This is a genomic window from Saccharopolyspora galaxeae (assembly GCF_016526145.1).
Classification (GTDB): domain Bacteria; phylum Actinomycetota; class Actinomycetes; order Mycobacteriales; family Pseudonocardiaceae; genus Saccharopolyspora_C; species Saccharopolyspora_C galaxeae.
Genome location: NZ_JADDUE010000004.1, coordinates 472,277 through 495,659, shown reverse-complemented (window position 1 = coordinate 495,659; position 23,383 = coordinate 472,277). Strand labels below are relative to the sequence as shown.

The window sequence follows — 23,383 nt, the reverse complement described above, 5'->3', positions numbered from 1 at the left end:
TTGCAGCGAGCACTGCGCGGTGCCACCGAGCGAACCGGAGCCGTATCACGCACGTACAGCACCGGAACACCAGCCACCGGACTTCGTCCGGCTGACACTTCCTTTGTACCACCGCGCTCGGAGGAATGGTCCGGCCGGTCGGCTATTCGATCTGCGACCGCCCGGACACCACCCGAACGCCGCAGCGGTCCACCGGCAGGTGCAGTGCGGTGAAACCCGTGCTGTGCGCGGAATTCGGCAGTTCGCCGCGCGGTGGCAAGGCCAGCACGGTCGGCCCGGCTCCGGAGACCGCGGCCGCCACCCCGGCGGCCCGCAACCGCCGCACCAGCTCGATCGTGGCGGGCCACGCGGGTTCCCGGTAGTCCTGGTGCAGCCGGTCCTCGGTGGCCGCGGGCAGCAGCGACGGGTCGGTGGTCAGCGCGTGCACGGCCAGCGCCGCGCGTCCTGCGTTGAAGGCGGCGTCGGCGTGCGGGACCTGCGCGGGAAGCAGCCCCCGCGTGGTGTGCGTGGCGGATTCACCGGCGGGCACGAATGCCACCGGGTGCAGGTCGGCGTGCGCGGGCAGGCTCGCGGCCCGGAACCGGTCGCCGTCCTGCCAGGCGATCACCACGCCACCGAGCAGGCTCGCCGCGACGTTGTCGGCGTGGCCTTCCTCGGCGGCGGCCAGGTGCAGCGCCTGATCCAGGTTCTTGTTGTCCCGCAACGCGAAACCGGCGAGTTCGTAGGCCGCGGCCACGCCCGCGACGATCGCGGCGGCCGAGGACCCGAGACCGCGGGAATGCGGGATGCTGTTGCGGCACCGCAGCCGCACCGCGCGCCGGGGCAGGCCGAGTTCGGCCCAGGTCCGGTGCAGCACTCGGACCACGAGGTGTTCGTGGTCGGTGGGGATCGCCGCCGCGCCTTCGCCCTCGGCCGAGACCTCGGCGGTGCCGTCCGGGCCGTCCACGACTTCGACGTGCACCGCGTCGTACAGCGCCAGGGCGATGCCGAGCGCGTCGAAACCGGGGCCGAGGTTGGCGCTGGAAGCCGGAACCGTGACCCGCACGGCCGCACCGGCGGATGGGGGGCCAGCGGGTGGGGGAGCGGCAGGCCCGCTCACGCCAGCTCCAGCGCGGTGGCCACGGCGCTCGGATCCACCGGCAGCGGCTCGACCTCGACCATGCCCGCCAGCGCGGTGTCGGGGTCCTTGAGCCCGTGACCGGTCACCGTGCACACGACCTTGGAACCCGCGGGCAGCCTGCCGTCCTCGGCGGTGGCCAGCAGCCCGGCCACGCTGGAGGCCGACGCGGGTTCGACGAACACGCCCTCGCGGGAGGCCAGCAGCCGGTACGCGTGCAGGATGTCGTCGTCGCTGACCGCGGCGAACAATCCGTCCGATGCGGTCTTCGCGGTCTGCGCGCCCTCCCAGGACGCGGGGCTGCCGATGCGGATCGCGGTGGCGATCGTCTCCGGTTCGGTCACCGGCTCGCCGCGCACCAGCGGCGCCGAACCGGCCGCCTGGAAGCCGAACATCCGCGGCGTGACCGGGATCAGGCCGTCCGCGGCGTACTCCGCGTAGCCCTTCCAGTAAGCGGTGATGTTGCCCGCGTTGCCCACCGGCAGGCAGTGCACGTCCGGTGCCGCGCCGAGCACGTCGCAGATCTCGAACGCCGCGGTCTTCTGCCCCTCGATGCGCAGCCGGTTCACCGAGTTGACCAGCGTCACCGGGTGCTCGGCCGCGGTCTTGCGGGCCAGTTCCAGGCAGTCGTCGAAATTGCCCTGCACCTGCAGGATCTTCGCGCCGTGCAGCACGGCCTGCGCGAGCTTGCCCATCGCGATCTTGCCCTGCGGCACCAGCACCGCGGAGGTGAGCCCGGCGCGCGCGGCGTAGGCCGCGGCCGATGCCGAGGTGTTGCCGGTGGATGCGCAGATGACTGCCTTGCTCCCGGCGGCGAGCGCGTGCGTCATGGCCACGGTCATCCCGCGGTCCTTGAACGAGCCGGTCGGGTTCGCGCCCTCGACCTTGAGGTGCACTTCGCAGCCGGTGAGCGCGGAGAGGTGCGGTGCGGGAACCAGCGGTGTCCCGCCCTCCTGCAGGGTCACCGCCGGGGCGCCCTCGGGCACGTCGACGCGATCCCGGTACGCCTCGATGAGGCCGGGCCAGCCGGTCGCGCGCGCGGGCGCGCCAGGGATGTTCGGGGTCACGACGATTCACCTTCCACGCGCATCACGCTGACGACCTCGCGCACCGCGGGCAGCTCCGCAATCTTGTCCACAGTGGACTTGAGTGCGGCGTCGGTCGCGGTGTGGGTGACCACGACCAGGCTGGCCTCTTCGCCGCGGCCCGCCTGGCGCACCACCGAAATGCTCACATCGTTGTCGTTGAAGGTGGCCGCGACCTGCGAGAGCACACCCGGTTTGTCCGCCACGTCCAGGCTGATGTGGTAGCGCGTCGGCGTCGAGCCCATCGGCTGCACCGCCAGCTTCGCGTGCGCCGACTCCCGCGGCCCCCGGCCCGAGACCACCAGGTTCCGGGCCACCGCGACCAGGTCGCCGAGCACCGCGCTGGCGGTCGGGCCGCCGCCGGCGCCCTGGCCGTAGAACATCAGGTTCCCGGCGGCCTCGGCCTCCACGAACACCGCGTTGAAGGCGCCGCCCACGCTCGCCAGCGGATGGTTGCGCGGCAGCATCGCCGGGTGCACCCGGGCCGAAACGGCCTCGGTGCCGTCGGCGTCGACGACCCGCTCGCAGATCGACAGCAGCTTGACCGTGCGGTCCAGCTCCTTGGCCGCGGAGATGTCGCCGGGAGTGACCGCGGAGATCCCCTCCCGGTGCACGTCGTTGGCGGTCACGCGGGTGTGGAACGCCAGCGAGGCAAGGATCGCGGCCTTCGCCGCCGCGTCGAAGCCGTCCACGTCCGCGGTCGGATCCGCCTCGGCGTAGCCCAGCCTGCCCGCCTCGTCCAGGGTCTCCGAATAGCCCGCCCCGGTGGAGTCCATCGCGGAGAGGATGTAGTTCGTGGTGCCGTTGACGATGCCCATCACGCGGTGGATGCGGTCCCCGGCCAGCGACTCGCGCAGCGGGCGCAGCAGCGGGATCGCCCCGGCGACGGCGGCCTCGAAGTAGATGTCCACCCCGGCCTCGTCGGCGGCCTCGTACAGCTCCGAGCCGTACTCCGCCAGCAGCGCCTTGTTGCCGGTCACCACGGACTTGCCGGCCCGCAGCGCGCGCAGCAGCAGCGAACGGGCCGGTTCGATCCCGCCGATGAGCTCCACCACCACGTCGACGTCACCGTCGACCAGCGCGGTCGCGTCCGTGGTCAGCAGCTGCTCGGGCACCGCCGGGTGCTTGTGCGGGCGCCGCACCGCGACGCCGGTCACCTGCACCGGAGCTCCGACGCGGGCCGCGAACTCGACCGGCCGGTCCTGCAGCAGCCGCAGCACCTCGGTTCCGACCGTGCCGCAGCCCAGCAGCGCGACGCGGATCGGTGCACGGTCCTCGATCACTCACACCTCCAGCCGGAGCAGGTCGTCCTCGGTCTCCCCGCGCAGCAGCAACCTCGGCCGCCCGTCCCGCACCGCCACCACGGGCGGCTTGGGCAGCCGGTTGTAGTTGCTCGCCATCACGTAGCAATAGGCACCGGTAGCGGCGACCGCGAGCAGGTCGCCCGGAGCAATGTCCTCCGGCAGCCAGCAGTCTCGCACCACTACGTCACCGGACTCACAATGCTTGCCCACGATGCGGGACAGCGTGGGCGGCGCTTCGGCGGCGCGGGAGACCAGCCTGCAGTCGTAGATCGCGTCGTAGAGCGAGGTCCGGATGTTGTCGCTCATCCCGCCGTCCACGCTGACGTAGCGCCGCGAGACCCCGCCGTCGAGCTCGACGTCCTTGACCGTTCCCACTTCGTAGACGGTGACCGTGCCCGGCCCGGCGATCGCCCGGCCCGGCTCGACCGCCACCCGCGGCGGCTCGAACCCGGCGGACTCGCACTCCTTGCGCACGATCTCGTGCAGCCGGGACGCCAGCTCCGGCACCGGCAGCGGATCGTCCTCCGAGGTGTAGGCGATGCCCAGGCCGCCGCCGAGGTCGACGGTGTGCACGCTGTCCATCACCTCGGCGCCGTGCTCGGCGCGCAGGTCCGCCAGCAGCGCCACCACCCGGTGCGCGGACAGGCCGAACCCGTCGTCGTCGAAGATCTGCGAGCCGATGTGGCTGTGCAGGCCCACCAGCTGCAACGAGCGCGACTTGACGGTTCGCCGGGCCGCTTCCGCGGCGTCGCCGGAAGCCAGCGAGAAGCCGAACTTCTGGTCCTCGTGCGCGGTCGCGATGAACTCGTGGGTGTGCGCCTCGACGCCGACCGTCACCCGCACCATCACCGGTTGCAGCACGCCGTGCTCGTGGGCGATGTGCTCCAGCCGCGCGATCTCGTGGAACGAGTCCAGCACGATCGAGCCGACGCCGGCCTGCACCGCCGCGGTCAGCTCCGCGGTGGACTTGTTGTTGCCGTGGAAGGTGATCCGCTCCGGCGGGAAGTCGGCGCGCAGCGCGACGCGCAGCTCGCCGCCGCTGCACACGTCCAGGCTCAGGCCCTCCTGGGCGACCCAGCGCGCGACCTCGGTGCACAGGAACGCCTTCGAGGCGTAGTGCACCGAAGCGGGGTCGCCGAAGGCCGCCGCGTACTCCGCGCAGCGGGACCGGAAGTCGGCCTCGTCCAGCACGAACACCGGAGTGCCGTGCTCGCGGGCCAGCTCGCGGACGTCGGTCCCGGCGAAGCGCACCGCACCGTCGTCGCCGCGCTGCGCGTTGCGCGGCCACACCAGGTGGTGCAGTTCGTCGAGTTCGGCTTCGGCGGCCGGGGGCGGCCCGGCGGTGCTGCCCGGCAGCAGGACTTCGGCGTGCCGAGGCCCGGCGGGATGGGCGCGCATGATCGCGGCTCCTTATGAGAACTCGGGTGGATGCGGGTGCCCGCATCCGGACCGCCCGATCGCGGGCGGTGTCGGCAATTCACATTTGTTCGGGCGCGGTGACCCCGAGCAGCGCGAGGCCGTTGGCGATCACCTGGCGGGCCGCCTCGCACAGCTGCAGGCGGGCCACCGTCAGCGGGCTCGCCTGGTCGTCGCCCGGCTGCAGCACGCGGCAGGCGTCGTAGAACTTGTGGTAGGCGCTGGCCACGTCCTCCAGGTACCGCGCGATGCGGTGCGGCTCGCGCAGCTGCGCCGCGGAGAGCACCACCCGCGGGAACTCGCCCAGCGTGCGGATCAGGTCGCCTTCCCGCTCGTGGGTCAGCAGCGCCAGATCCGCCTGCTCGACCGGACCCCGCTCGATGCCCAGCGACTCGGCGTTGCGCTGCAACGACGAGAGCCGGGCGTGCGCGTACTGCACGTAGTAGACGGGGTTCTCGTTGCTGCGCTTGCTGATCAGGTCCAGGTCGATGTCCACCGCGGAGTCCACCGACGAGCGGATCAGCGAGTACCGGGCCGCGTCCACGCCCACCGCGTCGACCAGGTCCTCCATGGTCACGACGGTGCCCGCGCGCTTGCTCATGCGGACCGGTTCGCCGTCGCGCACCAGGTTCACCAGCTGCCCGATCAGCACCTCGACCGAGTCCGGATCGTCGTCGAACGCGGCGGCCGCGGCCTTGAGCCGGGAGATGTAGCCGTGGTGGTCCGCGCCCAGCATGTAGATGCACAGGTCGAACCCGCGGGAGCGCTTGTCGCGCAGGTAGGCGACGTCGCCCGCGATGTAGGCGGCGGCGCCGTCGCTCTTGATCAGCACCCGGTCCTTGTCGTCGCCGAACTCGGTGGAGCGCAGCCACCAGGCGCCGTCGGCGAAGTACAGGTGCCCGGACTCCTTGAGCTGCTCCACGGAGCGCGCCACCGCGCCGGAGCTGTGCAGCGAGTCCTCGTGGAAGAACACGTCGAAGTCGGTGCCGAACTCGTGCAGGCTGCGCTTGACCTCGTCGAACATCAGGCCCACGCCGATCCGGCGGAACGTCTCGTGGCGCTCGTCCGCGGGCTGTTCCAGCACGTCCGGCTGCTCGGCGCGAACCTGCTTGGCGATCTCGCCGATGTAGTCGCCGCCGTAGCCGTCCTCCGGAACGGGCTCGCCCTGCGCCGCGGCGATCAGCGAGCGCACGAAGCGGTCGATCTGCGCGCCCGCGTCGTTGAAGTAGTACTCGCGAGTCACCTCGGCGCCCTGCGCGGACAGGGTGCGCCCGAGCGCGTCACCGACCGCGGCCCAGCGCGCGCCGCCCAGGTGCATCGGGCCGGTCGGGTTCGCCGATACGAACTCCAGGTTCACCCGCAGGTCCCGGTAGCGGTCGCCGCTGCCGAAGTCCGCGGCCGCGGACAGCACCTCGCGGACGATCCCGGCCTGCGCGTCGGCGGCGAGCCGCAGGTTCAGGAAGCCCGGTCCGGCCACGTCGACCTCGGCGATGCCTTCCCGCCCGGTCAGCTCCTCGGCCAGCCAGCCGGCGAGGTCCCGCGGCGGCACGCCGGCCTTCTTGGCCACCTGCATGGCGATGTTCGTCGCGTAGTCGCCGTGCTCGGGGTTGCGCGGGCGTTCCACGGTCACCGCGTCGGGCAGCACGGATATGTCCAGGCCGCGGGCGGTGAGCACGTCGACGGCGGCACTGCGGACCAGGTCAGCGAGAACGGCGGGAGTCACCTGATGCAGTTTAAGTGCCGGTCTTCCGAGTCGTTTTGCCTGGGTGGGCGGTGCCGGGCGAGCGCGTTGCTCCGTTCGCCGCGCCGCGTTCCGCCGGAACCGGCTGGTCACCGCGTTGTGAGACCGTTATTACCCGCCGTGTTCGAAATTCTCCCCTGTTGATCGCGGCGTCCCTAAACTGGCGAGCCGTCCCGGCGACGGCGGGTGGAGGACGAGGACGAGATGACCAGCGGCAAGAAGAACAAGGCGATGCGCAACGCGCGCAGTTCCGTTGCGCAGCAGCGATCCGTCCCGTGGCTCACGATCGCCGGGGTCGGCGTCGTCGTTCTGGTGGCGGCCCTCATCTTCGGATTCGTGTACATGGAGCACCGCGAGAACACGGCCTCGGAGAGCGCGCAGGCCGAAGCGGACGCTGCTGCGGCGCCGTTCAAGCCCTCGCCGCAGAATCCCGACCCGTCGAAAAAGATCCCCGGTGTCGAAACCGCCGACTATCCCGGTATGCAGCACGTGACGGCTCAGCAGCGGGTGGCCTACGACAAGGCGCCGCCGTTCGGCGGCCCGCACGACAACGTCTGGGCCGACTGCACCGGCGTGGTCTACCCGCAGGCGGTACGCACCGAGAACATGGTCCATTCGCTGGAGCACGGTGCCGTGTGGATCGCCTACGCCCCGGAGAAGGTCGGCGCGGACGGCGTGCAGCAGCTGGCCCGGAGGGTGCAGAACCGCCCCTACACGATGCTTTCGCCGTACCCGGGGTTGGATTCGCCGATCTCGTTGCAGTCGTGGGGACACCAGCTCAAGCTCGACGCGCCGGACGATCCGCGGATCGACCAGTTCATCACCGCGCTGCGGCAGAACCCGAACGGCGTGTACCCGGAGGTCGGCGGCTCCTGCCAGGCGATCCCGGGCGGGTTCGACACGCAGAACCCGCCGCCGTTCGACCCCGCTGCGCCGCCGCCGGACGCCGTGCCGATGAGCGGTGCGGGCGCGCAGAGCGGTGCCGGTGACATGGGCGGGGGCCGTTGACCGGCGCGGCGTGGAACTCGCGGTGGCCGCTGATGGCACGGGTAGTCATCGCGGCCGGGGTGGCGACGGCTCTGCTGCTGCTCGGTGCCGCCGCAGGACTGCTGATCGCCGGGCCGGCACGACCATCGGAGCCCGCGCCCGGCGCGGTCGACGTCGGCTTTGCGCAGGACATGTCGATGCATCACCAGCAGGCGGTCACCATGGCCACGCTCGCGCGGGAACGCGGCGGCGACGCCGAGGTCCGCGGGCTCGCGTTCGACATCGAGACCAACCAGCGCGACCAGATCGGCCGGATGCAGGGGTGGCTGAACTTGTGGGGGCAGCCACCGCAGGCGAGCGGTCCGCCGATGCAGTGGATGCACGGTGGCGAGCACCAGCGCGGGGGCGAGCACCAGCACGGCGGCATGGCGGCCGGGGCGGGGATGCCCGGCATGGCCGACAGCGCGGAGCTCGCGCGGTTGCGGACGCTGCGCGGGCCCGCTTTCGACACCGAGTTCCTGCGGCTGATGCTGCGCCACCACGAGGGCGGCGCGCCGATGGCCCGCTACGGCGCCGAGCACGCCGCGCTGGCTCCGGTGCGCGGGTTGGCGAGCAACATGCTCGGCTCGCAGGCGACCGAAAGCGAACTCATGCGCGCCATGCTCGCCGCGCGCGGCGCGGCCCCGCTGCCGCCGGGTTGAGTCAGTTCTGCCCGCAACGCGTTCCGGGCCGGCGCGCCAGCAGCGCGGCCAGGACGAACAGCGTCGCCGCGCCGACGACCAGCATCGGCAGCAGCGGAACCAGGACCTGATCGGTGCTGACCGCGCACGCCAGCAGCACCACCGGGTAGCCGAACCGCAGCACGCGCCGCTGCCACCGTCGCGACCACCGCACTTGGCCACCGCTGAGAACCGCGAGCCCGGCGGCGCACCCGAACATCAGCGGAACCGACAGCGCCGTGGAAGTGCTCTCGGCCAGCATCCGGTCCAGCGCCGCGGCCACGCCGGCGGTTCCGCACAGGAACAGCGGCGGCAAGGCCAGCCACGACCGGATCCCGAGTTCGCCGAAGAGGGAGCACTGCTGCACGCCGGAAAGTGTGTACACGAACGTCCCGGTTCGCAGGACCTCGCGGGCCGCCGTGCGCCGGGCGGTCCGCGAGGCGCGCCGGGCGGTCGGTGCACCGCGCCGGGCGGCTGCCTGCCGGAATACCCCGCGGTGCCCCTGCGTTGCAGGTCAGCGCCCTCGATCTGGCAGAATGCCGGATCGGAAAAGGCACCGGTTCACCTCGCGGCGCACCCGGCGCGGGGACCCGGAGCCACGAACAGGAGGACAAGCGTTGAAGTCGGACATCCACCCCGGATACGTCACCACCGAGGTGACCTGTGGTTGCGGGAACACCTTCACCACTCGCAGCACCCAGGCCAGCGGCAACATCACCGTCGAGGTCTGCTCGAACTGCCACCCGTTCTACACGGGCAAGCAGAAGATCCTGGACACCGGCGGCCGCGTGGCCCGCTTCGAGGCCCGCTACGGCCGCCGCCCGCAGGGCGCTCGCACCAAGAAGTAGCTGAGCCGACGGCGCCCGCTCCCGCGACGCGCGGGGCGGGCGCCGTTGTCGTGCCGCACCTGTACCGGTCGAGAAGAAGGTTGCCGTGGAGACTTCGAAGCTCGAAGAGCTGCTCGCCGAGCATGCGGAGCTGGAACGGCGGCTCGCCGAACCGGACGTGCACGCCGACCAGGCCAACGCGCGCAAACTGGGGCGCCGCTACGCCGAACTCACCCCGGTGGCCAAGGCCGCCGGGGAATGGCACCGGGTGCGTTCCGACCTGGCCACGGCCCGCGAACTCGCCGACGAGGACCCGGCGTTCGCCGCGGAGGCCGAATCGCTCGCCGACTCGCTGCCCGCGCTGGAGGCCAGGCTCACCGAGCTGCTGCTGCCGCGCGACCAGCGCGACTCCTCGGACGTGCTGCTGGAGATCAAATCCGGTGAGGGCGGCGAGGAATCCGCGTTGTTCGCGGGCGATCTGCTGCGGATGTACCTGCGCTTCGCCGAGCGCCAGGGCTGGCGCGCCGAGGTGCTGGGCTCCACCGAATCCGAACTCGGCGGCTACAAGGACGTCACGGTCTCGGTGAAGGAGAAGGCCGATCCGGGCCCGGACGGCGTGTGGTCGAAGCTGAAGTTCGAGGGCGGCGTGCACCGGGTGCAGCGGGTGCCGGTCACGGAGTCCCAGGGCCGGGTGCACACTTCGGCGGCCGGGGTGCTGGTCTATCCCGAGACCGAGGACGTCGAGGTCGAGGTGGACGAGAAGGACCTGCGCATCGACGTCTACCGGTCCTCGGGCCCCGGCGGGCAGAGCGTGAACACGACCGACTCGGCGGTGCGGATCACGCACCTGCCCACCGGGGTCGTCGTCTCCTGCCAGAACGAGAAGTCCCAGCTGCAGAACAAGCTGCGCGCGATCCACGTGCTGCGTGCGCGGCTGCAGGCGATGGCCGACGAGGAGGCCGAGCGCGAAGCGGCCGAGACCCGTCGCAGCCAGGTGCGCACCGTGGACCGCTCCGAGCGGGTGCGCACCTACAACTTCCCGGAGAACCGGATCTCCGATCACCGGGTCAATTACAAGGCGTACAACCTCGAGCACGTGCTCGACGGCGACCTGGACGGCGTGCTGGGCGCGTTGATCACCGCCGACCGGGAGGAACGCCTCGCCTCGACCGGGTGAGCGCAGCCGTTCCGGCGTTTTCGGGCCTCGCCTGAGCGGGTCCGGAGATCACGCGCTCTAAGCTTGCCCCGTGACTCGACAGCCACTGCGCCTGGCCATCCTCGAAGCGGCACGCATGTTGTCCGCGGCAGGCGTGCCGAGCCCGCGCACCGACGCCGAACTGCTGGCCGCCCACCTGCTAGGGGTGGAGCGGACCAAGTTGATGATGGTGCCGCTGGTGGATCCGCCCGTGGTGGAAGCGCTGCACGCGCTGGTGCGGCAGCGGGCCGAGCGGGTGCCGTTGCAGCACCTCGTGGGCACCGCGACCCTCGGCAACGTGACGCTCAGCGTCGGTCCAGGCGTGTTCGTCCCGCGCCCGGAGACCGAGCTGCTGCTCGCCTGGGGACTGGCCACGCTCGAAGGGATCGAGCATCCCACCGTCGTCGACCTGTGCACCGGCACCGGCGCGCTCGCGCTGGCCGTGGCCAACGCGCGCCCCGACGCGACGGTGCACGCGGTCGAGCTGGACACGAACGCGCTGACCTGGGCGAGGCACAACATCGACCAGCAGGCCGCCGCGGGCGACACGCCGACCCGGCTGCACGCGGGCGATGTGCACGACCCGACGTTGCTGATGGACCTGGAAGGCCTGGTCGACCTGGTGCTGTGCAACCCGCCGTACGTGCCGGAGGGCACGCCGGTGCCGCCGGAAGTGCGCGAGCACGATCCGCACGAGGCCGTGTTCGGCGGCCGCGACGGGCTGGACGTGGTCCGGCAGGTGATCGCTTGCGGCGCGCGGCTGCTGCGGCACGGCGGCGGCATGGCGATCGAGCACGACGACACCCACGGCGGATCGGTGCCCGCGTTGTTGAAGGCCAGGAGGGTCCTGTGCGAGGTGGAGGATCACACGGACCTGGCCGGGCGTCCGCGGTTCGCCACCGCGTACCGCGCGGAACCTCAGCTGTGAGGTCGGGCTTCGCAGCCCGGAGATCTTTCGCCTGAGCGAGCGGTCCGGGCGCGCGTGTCCGCTCGGAGAGTTCGATCAGGCGCCTCGGGTGGCGGCGCTGCGCAGCCGTTTCCCGAGGCGGCTCAGCGGGACTTGTCGGTGCGGCTCGGCGCGCCGGGCTGCTGGGCCTGGCCCGGGACGGGCAGCTGGATCCGGCGGGTCGGCTGGTCGTGCGGGTTCGGCTTGGCCTCGGCCTGCGCGGACTCCGTCGCCTGCTGGGCCGCCTGCTGACCCGCGGTCGAACCGGCCGGGCTCGCCGCGGTTCCGGACGCCGAGGCGACGGGCGTCGCGGTCGCCGACTGCCCGGACCGGACCGGTCCCGCTGCCGCAGTTGCGGCCGCACCGGTCTTCGAGCCGCTCTGATTCACCGAGCCGCTCTGGTTCCCCGGGCCGCTCCCGTTCGAGCCGGAGGCGCCCGGCAAGTCCCGCCGCCGGATCTTCTCGGTAGGACCGTCCGCGGACGCCGCAGGACCGTCCACGGACGCCGCGGCGTCCTGCGGCCGATCCGCCGCCACGGCCTCCGCGGCGCCCTTGCGCGCCTGCTCGCGGGCTTCCGCGGCGGCCTCGCGCAGCGCGGCCTCCTCGGAGTCCTCCTGGTCCAGCCGCTCCAGCAGCGGCGTCGTCTGCCCGAGCAGTTCCGCGGCGTCGCGCAGCTTCGCCGCCACCGTGTCCCGCAGCTCGGTCAGCGAGTGCACCTGGTCATCGGCCTTGGTCAGCCGGCGCTGGGCCTCCTCGGTGGTGGCCACCAGCCTGCGCTCGGCGTCCGCGCGGGATTCCCGGACCAGCCGCTCGCTCTCCCGGGTGCCGTCGTCGACCAGGCGCGTCGCCTCGTCGGTGCACTCCTGGATCATCCGGTTGGCCTTCTCGGTGGCCTCGGCGACCAGGCGCTCCGCTTCCTGGGTGCTTTCCCGCTCGCGGCGCTGCGCGGCCTCGACGCTTTCCTGCTCGCGCTGCTGCGCGGCTTCGACGCTCTCGCGTTCGCGCTTCTCGGCGGCCTCGGTGCTCTCGCGCTCGCGGCGTTCGGCTGCCTCGGTGCTCTCCCGCTCCAGCTTCTCGGCCGCCTGGGTGGATTCGGTGTTGAGCCGGTTGGCTTCGTCGGTGGCCTCGCGGACCCGGCGGTGCGCCTCGTTGGTGCCTTCGCGGAGCCTGCGGTTGGCCTCCTCGGTGGCCTCGCGGACGCGGCGCTGCGCGTCGGCTTTGCTGGTGGCCTCCTGCTCGGCGAGGGTCTTCATCGACTCGGTGCGCCGAGCCGCCATCGCGATCTCGAAGTCCTCCTCGACCTGCGTCCGGCGGGCCTCGGACTCCTCGTCGGCGCGGACGCGGTTCTGCTCGGCCTCGGTGGTGATCCGCTCGGCCTCGGCCTTTGCCTTGTCCAGCACCGAGCGGTGCTCGGTCTCCATCTCGGTGCGCCGCTCGTCGACCTCGGCGATCAGCTTCTCGTAGCGGGTGCGCAGCGCGCCCGCCTCGGACTCGGAGCGGCTGCGGGTCTCGGCGGCGTCCTTCTCGGCGCGGCTGCGGATGTCGCCCGCCTCGTCCTGGGCGAGCTTGAGCATCCGCTGCAACCGCTCGCTGAGCCCTTCCAGCGTCGTCGGCGGCTTGGACAGCCGTTCGACCTGGCCGCGCAGGTTCTCGATCTCCGAGCGCGCGGATTCGAGCTGCTTGGACACATCCCGGGCCTGGGCGACGGCCGCGTCGCGGTCCGAGGTGAGGATGCGCAGATCGGCGTCGACCCGTTCCAGATGCTCGTCGACCTGAGCGCGGTCGTATCCGTTCTTGCGAACGAGGTCGAATCCCGAACCCAGCGGGAGTAGATCACGGTCGTCGGCGAGGCCCATGACGACCACGCTACCTGGAAGGCACCCGCGTTGTGGGAGGTGTGGGCGGGAACGGGGGAGTTTCCGCGGGGTCGCTCACCGGACCGGGTAAAGCCGGGCTGGACCGAGCCGAAGGACCCTGGACGCCGCCGGCGGTGTGCCCCGACCTTCGACAGGCGCATCCGGGCGGTGGAGGTGAGCGACGTGGCGACCAAGGCGAACGCGCAGGTCCGGCCGTGGAATCGTTGGCAGGACTGGGTGGCGCTGCTGCTGGGCGTGTACTTGCTGCTGGCCACCTTGTGGACCCGCACCAGCGGCGGCGCGGTCTCGGCGATGCTCGTGCTGGGCGTGCTGCTGGTGCTCGGCGCCGTGTGGTCGTTGGTGATGCCGGGCTCGATGACCAGCGAATACGCGCACATGGTGCTGGGCGTGCTGCTGTTCCTGTCGCCCTGGGTGCTCGGGTTCGCCGGTCTCGCGGGTGCCGCTTGGACCTGCTGGGTGGTCGGGGTGCTGGCCGTGGCGGTGGGCGCCGCCGCCCTGCCGGAGGCCGGCGCCGCGCACGGCAGTGCAGCGGCGGCCCCGCGATAGCGGGCGCGTCCGGCGGTCGCGTTCCGGCCGGTTCCGGCACCGCCGGTACGTTGCACGGAGGTGATCGACCGGCTGATCGACGCTGGAGGACGCGGTGGCATGGGCACTCGGAGCGCCGGAGCAGTCGTCGGCGTGCGGTTGCGGCCCGGCGGCGGAACCGCACGCCGAGGCTGCGGTCGCCGACGGTGCGTGCCGTTGTCCGGCACGTGAGCGGATCCTGTCCGCGGCGGGGGAGTTGTTCGCCGAGTCCGGGTTCGACGCCACCCCGACCTCGCGGATCGCCGAGCGCGCCCAGGTCCCGAAAGGACTGATCCACTACTACTTCCGCCGCAAGCAGGACCTGCTCGTCGCGCTGGTGGAGCGACTGCCGGACGAGGAGCTGGACCCCGCGCGGATCGTGCTGGCAGGCGACGTCACCGGCAGCCTGTACCGGCTGGTGTCCGAACTGGACCGGCGGTTCGAGTCGTCGGTGCTGCTGAGCCACTTGCTCTGGCGCGAAGCGGACACGCACGCCGCGGTCCGGCGGGCGTTGCAGGAGCGGTTCGACGTCGTGGTGCGCCAGATCCGCGAAGTCATCTCGGCCGCGCTGGCGCCTGCCGCGTCGGACGGGTCTGCGGCGGGTGGCGGTGCCGAGGACGTCGACACCGCCGCGCTGCTGCTGGCCAGGGTGGTCAGCCACCGGCACGCCGTGGCCCGGCACGGGGACGAGGACGAGCTGGACCGCGAGATCTGCTTCATCGCGCGGGCGCTGGAGCGGCCCGCACCGTGACGCCGAGGTGAAGCGCCGACCATGCCTTCCCGACGGCGCCTTCCGACGGCGCCTTCCGACCGGGCCTTCCGACCGGGCCTTCCCGACCGGGCCGTGACCGGAGCCGTCGCCGCCGCAGCCGTCAGGCCGCCGGTTCCACCAGTTCGACCAGGACGCCCCCCGCGTCCTTCGGGTGCACGAAGTTGATCCGGCTGTCCTCGGTGCCCCGCCGCGGAGCGTCGTAGAGCAACCGCAACCCGCTGGCACGCAGTGCCGCGCAGGCCGCGTCCACATCGGTCACCCGGTATGCGAGCTGTTGCAGTCCGGGACCGTTGCGGTCCAGGAACTTCCCGATCGCCGAGTCCGCCCGCAACGGCGCCAGCAGCTGGATCCGGGTGGCGCCGGCGGTGTCGCCGGGAGCGGCGAGCATCGCCTCCCGGACCCCTTGGTCCTCGTTCTGCTCGGTGTGGGTCACTTCCAGCCCGAAGGTGCTGCGCTGGAATTCGATCGCCGCGTCGAGGTCGGTGACCGCGATTCCGACGTGGTCGATCGCGGTGAGCAAGTCGTGCAGTTCGCCGTGCATGGCGGGCAGCCTAACGCGCGATGAATCCGCCGGAAGTGTGCGAAAGATGGCAGAAAAAGTGATGGCACCCGGCTCGGATTGCTCCGGACGGCGGAGTTCGACTGACTGGGCCGACGTGAGCATGTTGCCGCTTCACGTCGAAAGGTGGCTCATGGTCGATTTCAGACTTCTGCAGCGCGAACCCGGTCGTCGCAGACGCTGGCCGCGCGCGTTCGCCGTGCTGGGCGCGGTCGCGGTGCTGTCGGCTCCGGCGAGCGCGTTCGCCGCCGGTGGCGGGCCGGTGGTTTCCGGCGGTGGCGGGCCGAATCCCGATGAGCTGCGGCTCAAGCACGAGCGCGCGTGGCTGCCCGCGGGGCCGTTGCGATTCGGCGCCGAGCCCTACTCCGCGGCCGAGTCGGCCGCCGCGGATGCCGCCGCAGCCGAGGATTGCGGGCTGAGCGCGGCCGATGCCACCAACCTCACGCTGGCCCCGACCTGGCCGGAGGTCGCGGGTTCCGGGGCCGCACCCGCCCCGATGACGTTGTCCCGCTACGACGACCAGACGGCGCTGGCCGATCCGCAGCAGCGCGCCGAAGGTCTGTTCTTCAACCCCGGTGTCGGCATCTGGCAGCTCGACTCGGCAGGTCTGGGGGCGCAGGAAACCGCTGCCACCGCAGTGGATTCGCGGTCGGCGGCGAAGACGGCCGCCGCGCACGTCGTGGGTCGGTACTGCGACTCGGCCGCGGATGGTGCTTCCGCTGCGGAATCCCGTGCGGCCGCGTGGTCGGCTTGGCACGCCTGCGACGAAGGCGCGTGCGAGGACATCTACCAACGGCTCGCCACCAACGGCGTCACGAAGGTCGATTCGGTCGGCCGCTACGGCGGCGGTGAACCGCGCAAGTGCACCTTCGAGGGCGCCACCTACGACTGCCTCTACATCGATCCGCATGCTGCGGAAGGCGAAGATGCCTGGCTGTCGCCGGATTTCGGGCCGGCGCCGGTGCCCGCGCCGTTCTACGCGTTCACCTACTCCAGCGGGGGCGGCGAGTACGAGGTCCGGTACTGGCTGCAGGGTGATTCGGGAGCGGACACCGACGTATCGGCCTCCCGGAAACTGGGGACCGACGCGCGCAGCGAGCTGTCCTGGTCCGCGGAGTCCGCGCTGTGCGACACCACGGCAGGCCGCGGCAACTGCTGATCGGCAGGGGAGGGGAGCGCCGCCGCTTCCCTCCCGCATGTGCCCGAGCGCACCCCGCGGACCGGCTGGCACCGCGTGCCACGCCGGGTATGGTCCGGCCAGCCGCGGCAGGGGCATGATGGCGTCGGTGGTCGAATGGACCGGAGTCGAACGAACCGGGAGGCGGCAGTGGGCTCGTCTGTGATCGTTGCTGGAGCACGCACCCCGATGGGGCGGTTGCTCGGCTCGTTGAAGGACTTCAGCGGCGCCCAGCTCGGCGCGGTGGCGATCAGGGCCGCGTTGGAACGCGCGGGCGTGCCGCCGGAGCAGGTGCAGTACACGATCATGGGCCAGGTGCTGACCGCCGGAGCCGGCCAGATCCCGGCCCGGCAGGCCGCGGTCGGCGCCGGCATCCCGATGGACGTTCCCGCGCTGACCGTCAACAAGGTCTGCCTGTCCGGGCTGGACTCGATCGCCCTGGCCGACCAGCTGATCAGGGCGGGCGAGTTCGACGTGGTCGTCGCGGGCGGGCAGGAGTCCATGACGCAGGCCCCGCACCTGCTGACCAGCTCCCGCGAAGGCATCAAGTTCGGTGACGGCCAGCTCGTCGACCACATGTCCTTCGACGGCCTGACCTGCGCGTTCGACCAGATGGCGATGGGTGCCTCGACCGAGAAGTACAACTCCCGGCACGGCCTGACCCGCCGCGCGCAGGACGAGTTCGCCGCCCGCTCGCACCAGCGCGCCGGAGCCGCGGCCGAGCGGGGCGTGTTCGCCGAGGAGATCGCGCCGGTCAGCGTGCCGCAGCGCAAGGGCGACCCGGTCGTGGTCGACAGCGACGAAGGCATCCGGGCCGACACCACCGCGGACGGCCTCGGCAAACTGCGCCCGGCGTTCGCACCGGACGGGACGATCACCGCGGGCTCGGCCTCGCAGATCTCCGACGGCGCCGCCGCGGTCGTGGTGATGAGCAAGGCGAAGGCCGACGAGCTCGGACTGCACTGGTTGGCCGAGATCGGCGCGCACGGCGTCGTCGCCGGGCCGGACGCGAGCCTGCACGAGCAGCCGTCGAACGCGATCAAGGCCGCGCTGGCCAAGGGCGGGCAGCGCACCGCCGAGCTGGACCTCGTCGAGATCAACGAAGCGTTCGCCGCGGTCGGGCTGGTCTCCGCGCAGGCGCTCGGGCTCAGCGAGGACGCGGTGAACGTCAACGGCGGTGCCATCGCGCTCGGCCACCCCATCGGCATGTCCGGCGCCCGGCTGGCGCTGCACCTCGCGCTCGAGCTGCGGCGCCGCGGCGGCGGGCAGGGCGCGGCGGCGCTGTGCGGCGGTGGCGGCCAGGGCGACGCGCTGCTGCTGCGTGCGGCCTGACCTCGACGCACGGGGAAACCCGGAAATCACCCTGATGCCACCCGGGTTCCGGGTCACCGAGGCCGATCGCCCGGAGTGCGCGCCGCTACCCTGGCGGGCATGAAATGGCTACCTGGCGGATGGCAGCGCGCGGACCGGGCGGAACGGGAATGGGCGACCGTGCCGGGCAGGACCACCGAGAAGACCACCCTGAACCAAGGCAACGTCCAGGGTGGCCCGGGGACGCGCGTCTACGGCCGGGACGAACGACCGCAGGAGCCGGCCGCGCCGATCGGGCTCGGCCCGGAGGCCCGGGACGTCGACGTTTCCGCGGGCACCTTCCGGATGCTGCTGCTCGGCGGCGGGGTGAGCGGGTTCCTCACCGTGCTGTGCGCGGCGACCCTGGTCAACCGCGGCAACACGGTCGGCATGTGGATCTGGCAGCTGGTGTTCGGGGTCGTGTTCCTGTGGTTCGCGTTCTCCGCGAGCGGGATGCTCAACAGCCGCGGCTTCCTGGTGGACCGCAGCGGCTTCTACGCGCGCACCCGCGGTGAGGTGTTCGGCGTGCCGTGGAAGGAGATCTCCGCCATCGGCATCGGCCGGCTGCCGTGGATCGAGCAGAACCGGCCGGTGCACCCGGAGCGGCGGGTAGCGCTGGAGTTCTACCCGGCCGACGCCGGATTCAGCTCCCGGCACCCGGAGCTCGAGCGCTGGCTCGTCGAGGAACCGCCGTCCGTCGCGGACACCCCGGGCGTGCGCTACCGGTTCCACCTCCCGCCGTTCAGCCGCGTGCCCCGCGCGGTGGAGCAGGCGGTGCAGACCTCGGCACCGCGCAAGTGGATCGGCCATTACCGCAGGCACCTGCCGCCCATGCCGACGAACAACGACTCGGTCCGGCGCTGAGTCCCGGGGCGGTCCCGCGGCGAGCCGCAGCGGTTCACCAGCCGAGGCTGTCGAGCGGGTCGGCCGGTTTCAGCGCCGGGTCTTCGGCACCGAACGTGCGCGCCCGCCCGCGGCCGGTGCGCGCGGTCTCGAACCGGACCGTGACCCGGCCGAGCCCGGCGCCCTGCACCCAGCCGTGCCCGTGCTCCGGGTGGAACACGTCGTCGCCCGCTCGCCACGGGCGCTGGAACAGCGGCTCGGACTCGGCCGGATGCTCGGCGGGCTCGGCGCTCGGGACGTCCGCGGGCTCGTCGGCCGGGGAGTCGAACAGCGCCTCCTGCTCCGAGGTCGCCAGGCCCGAATAGGAGATCCCGACCAGCCGCACCGGCGTGCCCGGCGGTACGGCCACCGCGGTGAGCCGCCGCGCGGCCGCGCTGAACGAGGCCAGGTCCGAGGTCGCGGACGCGAACGTCTCCGCCCGGCTGATCGTGGTGAAGTCCGCGTCGCGCACCTTCAGCGTCACCGTCCGCGCCGCCCGCCCGGACGACACCAGCCTGCGGTGCGCCGATTCGGCCATGCCCGCCACCTCGGCGGCCAGCCGCGCCGGTTCGGTGATGTCCACGTCGAACGTGGTCTCCGCGCTGACCTGCTTGGCCTCGGCGCGTTCGGCCACCGGGTGGTCGTCGATGCCGTGCGCCAGGCGGTGCAGTTCGGCGCCGTGCGCCTGCCCGAGCAGCGAAGTGACGTCGCCGGGCTGCATCGCCGCGAGCTCACCGATGCTGTAAACGCCGATGCGGTGCAGCTTCGACTCGGTGACCGGTCCGACGCCCCACAACTTGCGCACCGGCAGCCCAGTGAGCAGCTCGACCTCCTGCTCGGGTGGGACCACCAGCGCCCCGTCCGGCTTCGCCAGCCCGGACGAGATCTTGGCGAGCTGCTTGCCGGAGCCCGCTCCCACCGAGGCGGCCACTCCGACCTCCCGCAGCACCCGCGCGCGCAGGTCCGCCGCGTACTGCTCGACGTGCTCGACCGAGGCGCCCGCCAGCTCCGCGGGTTCCAGGAACGCCTCGTCGATCGAGACCTGCCCCACCACGTCGGAGAGCTCCCGCACGATCTCGAACACCCGGCGGCTCACCGCCTGGTACACCCGCCCGCGCGGCGGCAGCACCACCGCGACCGGGCAGCGCCGCCGCGCCTCGGCCATCGGCATCGCCGAACGGGCCCCGTACTCGCGGGCCTGGTAGCTGGCGCCCGCGACGGTGCCGCGCGGGCCGAGCCCGCCGACCAGCACCGCGCGGCCGGCGACGGTGGGGCGGGCGAGCTGCTCGACGGACGCGAAGAACGCGTCCATGTCCATGTGCAGCACCCATCTCGGCATGGGGTTCATTGAACGAGAAGGCACCGACAAGCACCACGACCGCACCCGCGGCGGGGCGTGTTCAGCGCAGTCGGGAGTGCGCGTAGGCGGTCATGGCGTCGCGCAGGTACGCGGCCAGCCCGGCCGGTTTCTTGCGCTCGATGCGCTTGCGGAACTTCGGCTGGCTCACGTACATCGCGGCCAACCGCAGGTAGGAGTCGCGGTCCGGAGCCCAGAACCGGCAGATCCAGCGGTAGTGCTCGCCCGCGACCTGCTGCACCCGCGGATCCTCGCCGGGCACGCCCGCGAGGAAGAGCTCGGTGAGCCGCGCGCTGATCCGGTTCCATTCCTCGCCGATCGCCTCGGCGTTGTTGCCGTCGGCGTTGGCGGGCAGGTCGAAGCGGTCGGTGCGTTCCGGGTCGAGGTGGCCGATCAGGGCGGTGCCCACCTCGGCGGCTTCGGCGCGGTCCAGCGCCGGGACCGTGCTCGCGTCGTCCGGCGGAGTCGAGTCGTGCAGGTGGTTCGGCACCGCGTCCCTTCCTGAGTCCGCGCGGCGACCCCCGCCGCGCGTCCGGCTTTCCCGCGTGGGCACGGTAGCTGAGCGTACCGGGCGCGTGGGCGGTTTCGCGCTCGCCGGGGCGGGCCGTCAGCCCTGCCGCTCGGAATCTTCCGGTTCGGACTCGGACGCTGTTTGCTCGGGCGCGGCCTGCTGCTTCGGCGGGGAGAGGAAGACGACGCCGCGCTCCAGATCCAGCGGACCGCCGGGATCGTGCTCGCGTCCCGGCGAGCCGCCGTCGCCTTCGTGCTTGAGCTTGCGGCCCGGGAAGAGTTCACCGTAGGAAGCCATGCCCCCAGCGTAGATATCCGCGGACCGCCGTTGTGGCGCGACGAGCCGGGCGGACCGGATCGCCGCGCCGGATCAGAACAGCGCGCCTGCCAGCGCGCGGCGGCCCTTCGCGACCCGCTCGTCGCCCTCGGGGAACAGCTCGAACATGCCGACCAGGTACTCCCGCACCCGGTTGCGCTCGTCGCCGGAGGTGCGCTTGACGGTGCGCACCAGCCGGTCGAACGCCTCCTCGACCCGCTGCGCGGCCAGTTCCGCATCGGCAGCGGCGAGCTGGGCGTCGATGTCGTCCGGCGCGTTGTCGGCGCGTTCGATCGAGGCCGGGTCGGCGTTCTCCGCGCGGGCGCTGAAGCGCACCTGGGCGAGCGCGGCCTTGGCCTGCTCGTTGTCCGGTTCGGCGTCCAGGATCTGCTGGTACGCGGTTTCGGCCGCGGCGAAGTCGCCCGCTTCCAGCGCCTGCTCGGCCGCGGTGAAGCGCGGGTCCTCGGGCTCTTCGGCGGGTTCCTCGTCGTCGCCGCCGCCCTGCTCGGCCGCCGCGATGCCGGGCAACCGCTCCCGCAGCGCGTCGAGCAGCGCGTCGATCCATTGCCGCAGCTGGGGTTCGGGCTGCGCACCTTGGAACGCTTCGACCGGCTGGCCGCCGGCGATCGCGATCACCATGGGGATCGACTGCACCTGGAACAGCTGCGCGATCCGCGGGTTGTTGTCCACATCGACCTTGGCCAGCACCCAGCTGCCGCCGCCTTCGGCGGCGAGCTTCTCCAGCACCGGGGACAGCTGCTTGCAGGGGCCGCACCAGTCCGCCCAGAGGTCGACGACCACGGGCACCTGCATCGAGCGGTCGACGACCTCGGACTGGAAGTTGGCTTCGGTGACGTCGATGACCGTCGTGGCCGCGCCGCCCTGCGCTGCTGCGGAACCGCCGGGAGCCGAGCCGCCTGCAGCCGACGACTGGGCGTTCTCCGCCTTGTTCTTGAGCGAGGACAGGTCGACTGCGCCTGCCATCGCGGCGGACATTCCTGAGTTCTGGCGTGGATCTGGCCTCGTCACATCCCCATCCTGACACGGAGCGCCACGCGCACGGTGCGTGGGCAGGTGTTTCCCGGCGGCGACGGTCCGTGTTGCGGCGGTGTACGCGGCGCGGCGTCCGCGCTCGCGACTTTTGTCCCTCGAACGACTGGATGCAACCACTCGTTCGTATGACGGTATGCGTGTGTCTCTCAGGTTTTTCGGGAGTGGTCGCCGAAGGTGCCACCGAGCCGCGCGGGATCTTGTTCCGGCGCGGGCTCGCTGACAGGGGCCGGCAAGCGGCCGGCCCGCTGCCAAGAAGTTCGACTGAGAGGTACAGAAAGTGCGCATTGCAACCCGCGTCGCCGGCGCCGCCGGCCTCGCCGCCTTCGGCATGGTCTCCCTCGGCGCGACCGCGTTCGCCGACAGCGCCGGCAACGAAGGCGTCAACCTGGGCAACGGCAACAACGTGAGCGCGGCCCCGATCCAGGCGTGCGGGACCAACGCCACCGTGCTCGGTGCCGTCGTCCCGGTCCTCTCGCCGCAGCCGAGCCACTGCGTCAACGCTCCGCTGACCGACCACCCCTCGGCCGAGGGCTGAGCTCGATCGGCGCGTCCGGCCGGGGGCTCCACCGGGAGTCCCCGGCCGGGCCCGGTCAGCCTTCGCCGAGATGCTCCTCGACCCGCCGGACCTTCTGCTGCAACTGCCCGGTGTGCCCGGGCCGGATGTCGGCCTTGACGACCAGGCTGGTGCGCGGCGAGCGGGACGAAACCGCCTCCGTCGCCCGCTTGACCACGTCCATCACCTCGTCCCACTCGCCTTCGACGGTGGTGAACATCGAGGTCGTCTCGTGCGGCAGGCCGGACTGGCGCACCACGCGCACCGCCGCCGCGACCGCTTCGCTGACGCTGTCGTCGTCGCCTGCACCGGTCGGTGCCACGCTGAACGCCACCAGCATTCGTCCTCCAACCCTCGCGGAAACCTTCCGCCGCGATCATGCGCGGAACCCGGGCCGGTGCGCTCGCCGGTCGCGGCAACCTCGAAGGAGTTCCCGGGACGCATCCGGCCCGCTGCTAGCGTCGGCGACATGAGCGCCCGTGGTCCGCTGCCCTTCGACCCCATCGCACGTGCGGCCGAGCTCTGGTCGGAGCGGGTCGGCCCGTCCACGACGATGGCCGCGGTGACCAGCGTGATGCGGGTCCAGCAGATCCTGCAATCCGCGGTCGACAACGCGCTGCGGCCGCACAACCTGACCTTCGCCCGCTACGAAGCACTGGTCCTGCTGACCTTCTCGCGGCGCGGCAGCCTGCCGATGCGGGTGATGGGGGACCGGCTGCAGCTGCACCCGACCAGCGTCACCAACATCGTCGACCGCCTGGAGCACGACAAGCTGGTGCGCCGGGTGCCGCACCCCACCGACCGCCGCACCACGCTGGTCGAGATCACCGACGACGGCCGGGACTTGATGAAGCGCGCCACCGAGTCGGTCAACGAGGTCGAATTCGGGATGGTCGGGGTGACCGAGCGGCAGACCCAGCAGCTCACCGAGCTCCTCGGCAAGGTCCGGCACGCTGCAGGGGACTTCTGAGCAACTGGGTTCGATCTTGTTGGGAGTCACTGCTCAGCGGCTTCGCCGCTGACAAGACAACGGCAACCCGGACCGCCAAGTTCAACAGAGGCTCTGGGGCCGCGGT

25 protein-coding genes are annotated in these 23,383 nt (G+C 72.1%); 12 read left to right on the top strand and 13 right to left on the bottom strand.

Annotated elements, in window-relative coordinates; all coding sequences use genetic code 11:
• Positions 1 to 142: 142 nt before the first annotated feature.
• From thrB to argS, 5 genes are all read right to left on the bottom strand, one after another.
• Positions 143 to 1,045: a homoserine kinase gene (gene thrB / locus INP57_RS12675; RefSeq protein ID WP_307850040.1), complete on the bottom strand. Its 903-nt coding sequence runs from the start codon at positions 1,043 to 1,045 to the stop codon at positions 143 to 145.
• A gap of 50 nt (positions 1,046 to 1,095) precedes the next feature.
• On the bottom strand, positions 1,096 to 2,184 hold the full coding sequence (gene thrC / locus INP57_RS12670; protein WP_200070334.1) for a threonine synthase: 1,089 nt from the start codon (positions 2,182 to 2,184) through the stop codon (positions 1,096 to 1,098).
• Positions 2,181 to 3,485 (bottom strand): homoserine dehydrogenase, encoded by a 1,305-nt coding sequence (locus INP57_RS12665; protein WP_200070333.1) that lies wholly within the window; start codon positions 3,483 to 3,485, stop codon positions 2,181 to 2,183. The genes thrC and INP57_RS12665 overlap by 4 nt, the downstream gene beginning before the upstream one ends.
• Positions 3,486 to 4,904, bottom strand: coding sequence for a diaminopimelate decarboxylase (gene lysA / locus INP57_RS12660; RefSeq protein WP_200070332.1), 1,419 nt, complete (start codon positions 4,902 to 4,904; stop codon positions 3,486 to 3,488).
• 79 nt (positions 4,905 to 4,983) lie between these two features.
• A complete protein-coding gene (gene argS, locus INP57_RS12655; RefSeq protein WP_200070331.1) occupies positions 4,984 to 6,645 on the bottom strand; it encodes an arginine--tRNA ligase in 1,662 nt (553 codons plus the stop codon).
• Between the two features lie 222 nt (positions 6,646 to 6,867).
• Here argS and INP57_RS12650 point away from each other — a divergent pair, with 222 nt between their 5' ends.
• Both INP57_RS12650 and INP57_RS12645 read left to right on the top strand, forming a co-directional pair.
• On the top strand, positions 6,868 to 7,671 hold the full coding sequence (locus INP57_RS12650) for a thioredoxin-like domain-containing protein (protein WP_200070330.1): 804 nt from the start codon (positions 6,868 to 6,870) through the stop codon (positions 7,669 to 7,671).
• 32 nt (positions 7,672 to 7,703) lie between these two features.
• Complete coding sequence (locus INP57_RS12645; RefSeq protein ID WP_200070329.1) at positions 7,704 to 8,351, top strand: DUF305 domain-containing protein; 648 nt, start codon at positions 7,704 to 7,706, stop codon at positions 8,349 to 8,351.
• A 1-nt stretch (position 8,352) separates the two neighbouring features.
• Here INP57_RS12645 and INP57_RS12640 read toward each other — a convergent pair whose 3' ends face one another.
• A complete protein-coding gene (locus INP57_RS12640) occupies positions 8,353 to 8,736 on the bottom strand; it encodes a hypothetical protein (protein WP_200070328.1) in 384 nt (127 codons plus the stop codon).
• A 250-nt stretch (positions 8,737 to 8,986) separates the two neighbouring features.
• Here INP57_RS12640 and rpmE point away from each other — a divergent pair, with 250 nt between their 5' ends.
• The 3 genes from rpmE to prmC all read left to right on the top strand — a co-directional run bounded on the left by rpmE (position 8,987) and on the right by prmC (position 11,319).
• Positions 8,987 to 9,217, top strand: coding sequence for a 50S ribosomal protein L31 (gene rpmE / locus INP57_RS12635; RefSeq protein WP_200070327.1), 231 nt, complete (start codon positions 8,987 to 8,989; stop codon positions 9,215 to 9,217).
• 85 nt (positions 9,218 to 9,302) lie between these two features.
• Positions 9,303 to 10,373, top strand: a complete 1,071-nt coding sequence (gene prfA, locus INP57_RS12630) for a peptide chain release factor 1 (protein ID WP_200070326.1) — start codon at positions 9,303 to 9,305, stop codon at positions 10,371 to 10,373.
• 70 nt (positions 10,374 to 10,443) lie between these two features.
• On the top strand, positions 10,444 to 11,319 hold the full coding sequence (gene prmC / locus INP57_RS12625; RefSeq protein ID WP_200070325.1) for a peptide chain release factor N(5)-glutamine methyltransferase: 876 nt from the start codon (positions 10,444 to 10,446) through the stop codon (positions 11,317 to 11,319).
• 122 nt (positions 11,320 to 11,441) lie between these two features.
• Here prmC and INP57_RS30325 read toward each other — a convergent pair whose 3' ends face one another.
• A complete protein-coding gene (locus tag INP57_RS30325; protein ID WP_200070324.1) occupies positions 11,442 to 13,193 on the bottom strand; it encodes a M protein in 1,752 nt (583 codons plus the stop codon).
• Positions 13,194 to 13,376: 183 nt separating this feature from the next.
• On the opposite strand from INP57_RS30325, the gene INP57_RS12615 reads away from it, so the two are divergent.
• Positions 13,377 to 13,760 (top strand): SPW repeat domain-containing protein, encoded by a 384-nt coding sequence (locus tag INP57_RS12615; RefSeq protein ID WP_307850039.1) that lies wholly within the window; start codon positions 13,377 to 13,379, stop codon positions 13,758 to 13,760.
• 214 nt (positions 13,761 to 13,974) lie between these two features.
• Positions 13,975 to 14,529 (top strand): TetR/AcrR family transcriptional regulator, encoded by a 555-nt coding sequence (locus INP57_RS12610; protein WP_307850045.1) that lies wholly within the window; start codon positions 13,975 to 13,977, stop codon positions 14,527 to 14,529.
• Positions 14,530 to 14,650: 121 nt separating this feature from the next.
• On the opposite strand, the gene mce is transcribed toward INP57_RS12610, so the two are convergent.
• Positions 14,651 to 15,091 (bottom strand): methylmalonyl-CoA epimerase, encoded by a 441-nt coding sequence (gene mce / locus INP57_RS12605; RefSeq protein WP_200070321.1) that lies wholly within the window; start codon positions 15,089 to 15,091, stop codon positions 14,651 to 14,653.
• A 151-nt stretch (positions 15,092 to 15,242) separates the two neighbouring features.
• On the opposite strand from mce, the gene INP57_RS12600 reads away from it, so the two are divergent.
• The 3 genes from INP57_RS12600 (at position 15,243) to INP57_RS12590 (ending at position 18,500) form a co-directional block, all read left to right on the top strand.
• On the top strand, positions 15,243 to 16,268 hold the full coding sequence (locus INP57_RS12600) for a hypothetical protein (protein WP_233627365.1): 1,026 nt from the start codon (positions 15,243 to 15,245) through the stop codon (positions 16,266 to 16,268).
• Positions 16,269 to 16,436: 168 nt separating this feature from the next.
• Positions 16,437 to 17,618 carry an acetyl-CoA C-acetyltransferase gene (locus INP57_RS12595; RefSeq protein WP_200070320.1) on the top strand — a complete coding sequence of 394 codons (1,182 nt, stop codon included), beginning with the start codon at positions 16,437 to 16,439 and terminating at the stop codon, positions 17,616 to 17,618.
• 99 nt (positions 17,619 to 17,717) lie between these two features.
• Positions 17,718 to 18,500 (top strand): hypothetical protein, encoded by a 783-nt coding sequence (locus INP57_RS12590; RefSeq protein ID WP_200070319.1) that lies wholly within the window; start codon positions 17,718 to 17,720, stop codon positions 18,498 to 18,500.
• Positions 18,501 to 18,534: 34 nt separating this feature from the next.
• Here the strand turns inward: INP57_RS12590 and INP57_RS12585 are convergent, their stop codons facing one another.
• The 4 genes from INP57_RS12585 to INP57_RS12570 all read right to left on the bottom strand — a co-directional run bounded on the left by INP57_RS12585 (position 18,535) and on the right by INP57_RS12570 (position 21,685).
• Positions 18,535 to 19,857 carry a DNA polymerase IV gene (locus INP57_RS12585; RefSeq protein ID WP_200070318.1) on the bottom strand — a complete coding sequence of 441 codons (1,323 nt, stop codon included), beginning with the start codon at positions 19,855 to 19,857 and terminating at the stop codon, positions 18,535 to 18,537.
• A 61-nt stretch (positions 19,858 to 19,918) separates the two neighbouring features.
• A complete protein-coding gene (locus INP57_RS12580; RefSeq protein WP_295145946.1) occupies positions 19,919 to 20,365 on the bottom strand; it encodes a TipAS antibiotic-recognition domain-containing protein in 447 nt (148 codons plus the stop codon).
• Positions 20,366 to 20,482: 117 nt separating this feature from the next.
• Positions 20,483 to 20,683 carry a hypothetical protein gene (locus tag INP57_RS12575; protein ID WP_200070317.1) on the bottom strand — a complete coding sequence of 67 codons (201 nt, stop codon included), beginning with the start codon at positions 20,681 to 20,683 and terminating at the stop codon, positions 20,483 to 20,485.
• 72 nt (positions 20,684 to 20,755) lie between these two features.
• On the bottom strand, positions 20,756 to 21,685 hold the full coding sequence (locus INP57_RS12570) for a tetratricopeptide repeat protein (protein ID WP_200070316.1): 930 nt from the start codon (positions 21,683 to 21,685) through the stop codon (positions 20,756 to 20,758).
• A 346-nt stretch (positions 21,686 to 22,031) separates the two neighbouring features.
• Here INP57_RS12570 and INP57_RS12565 point away from each other — a divergent pair, with 346 nt between their 5' ends.
• A complete protein-coding gene (locus INP57_RS12565; protein ID WP_307850038.1) occupies positions 22,032 to 22,289 on the top strand; it encodes a hypothetical protein in 258 nt (85 codons plus the stop codon).
• A 55-nt stretch (positions 22,290 to 22,344) separates the two neighbouring features.
• On the opposite strand, the gene INP57_RS12560 is transcribed toward INP57_RS12565, so the two are convergent.
• Entirely contained in the window at positions 22,345 to 22,647 is a 303-nt protein-coding gene (locus INP57_RS12560; RefSeq protein ID WP_200070315.1) for an MTH1187 family thiamine-binding protein, read from the bottom strand.
• A gap of 129 nt (positions 22,648 to 22,776) precedes the next feature.
• Here INP57_RS12560 and INP57_RS12555 point away from each other — a divergent pair, with 129 nt between their 5' ends.
• Entirely contained in the window at positions 22,777 to 23,277 is a 501-nt protein-coding gene (locus INP57_RS12555; protein WP_200070314.1) for a MarR family winged helix-turn-helix transcriptional regulator, read from the top strand.
• Positions 23,278 to 23,383: the final 106 nt, after the last annotated feature.

Bases quoted from the DNA above. Each gene is read 5' to 3' on its own strand.
- lysA (WP_200070332.1), bottom strand. From the start codon at position 4,904: ATGCGCGCCCATCCCGCCGGGCCTCGGCACGCCGAAGTCCTGCTGCCG.
- INP57_RS12650 (WP_200070330.1), top strand. From the start codon at position 6,868: ATGACCAGCGGCAAGAAGAACAAGGCGATGCGCAACGCGCGCAGTTCC.
- INP57_RS12645 (WP_200070329.1), top strand. From the start codon at position 7,704: ATGGCACGGGTAGTCATCGCGGCCGGGGTGGCGACGGCTCTGCTGCTG.
- INP57_RS30325 (WP_200070324.1), bottom strand. From the start codon at position 13,193: ATGGGCCTCGCCGACGACCGTGATCTACTCCCGCTGGGTTCGGGATTC.
- mce (WP_200070321.1), bottom strand. From the start codon at position 15,091: ATGCACGGCGAACTGCACGACTTGCTCACCGCGATCGACCACGTCGGA.
- INP57_RS12600 (WP_233627365.1), top strand. From the start codon at position 15,243: ATGGTCGATTTCAGACTTCTGCAGCGCGAACCCGGTCGTCGCAGACGC.
- INP57_RS12590 (WP_200070319.1), top strand. From the start codon at position 17,718: ATGAAATGGCTACCTGGCGGATGGCAGCGCGCGGACCGGGCGGAACGG.
- INP57_RS12585 (WP_200070318.1), bottom strand. From the start codon at position 19,857: ATGCCGAGATGGGTGCTGCACATGGACATGGACGCGTTCTTCGCGTCC.
- INP57_RS12575 (WP_200070317.1), bottom strand. From the start codon at position 20,683: ATGGCTTCCTACGGTGAACTCTTCCCGGGCCGCAAGCTCAAGCACGAA.
- INP57_RS12570 (WP_200070316.1), bottom strand. From the start codon at position 21,685: ATGGCAGGCGCAGTCGACCTGTCCTCGCTCAAGAACAAGGCGGAGAAC.
- INP57_RS12560 (WP_200070315.1), bottom strand. From the start codon at position 22,647: ATGCTGGTGGCGTTCAGCGTGGCACCGACCGGTGCAGGCGACGACGAC.
- INP57_RS12555 (WP_200070314.1), top strand. From the start codon at position 22,777: ATGAGCGCCCGTGGTCCGCTGCCCTTCGACCCCATCGCACGTGCGGCC.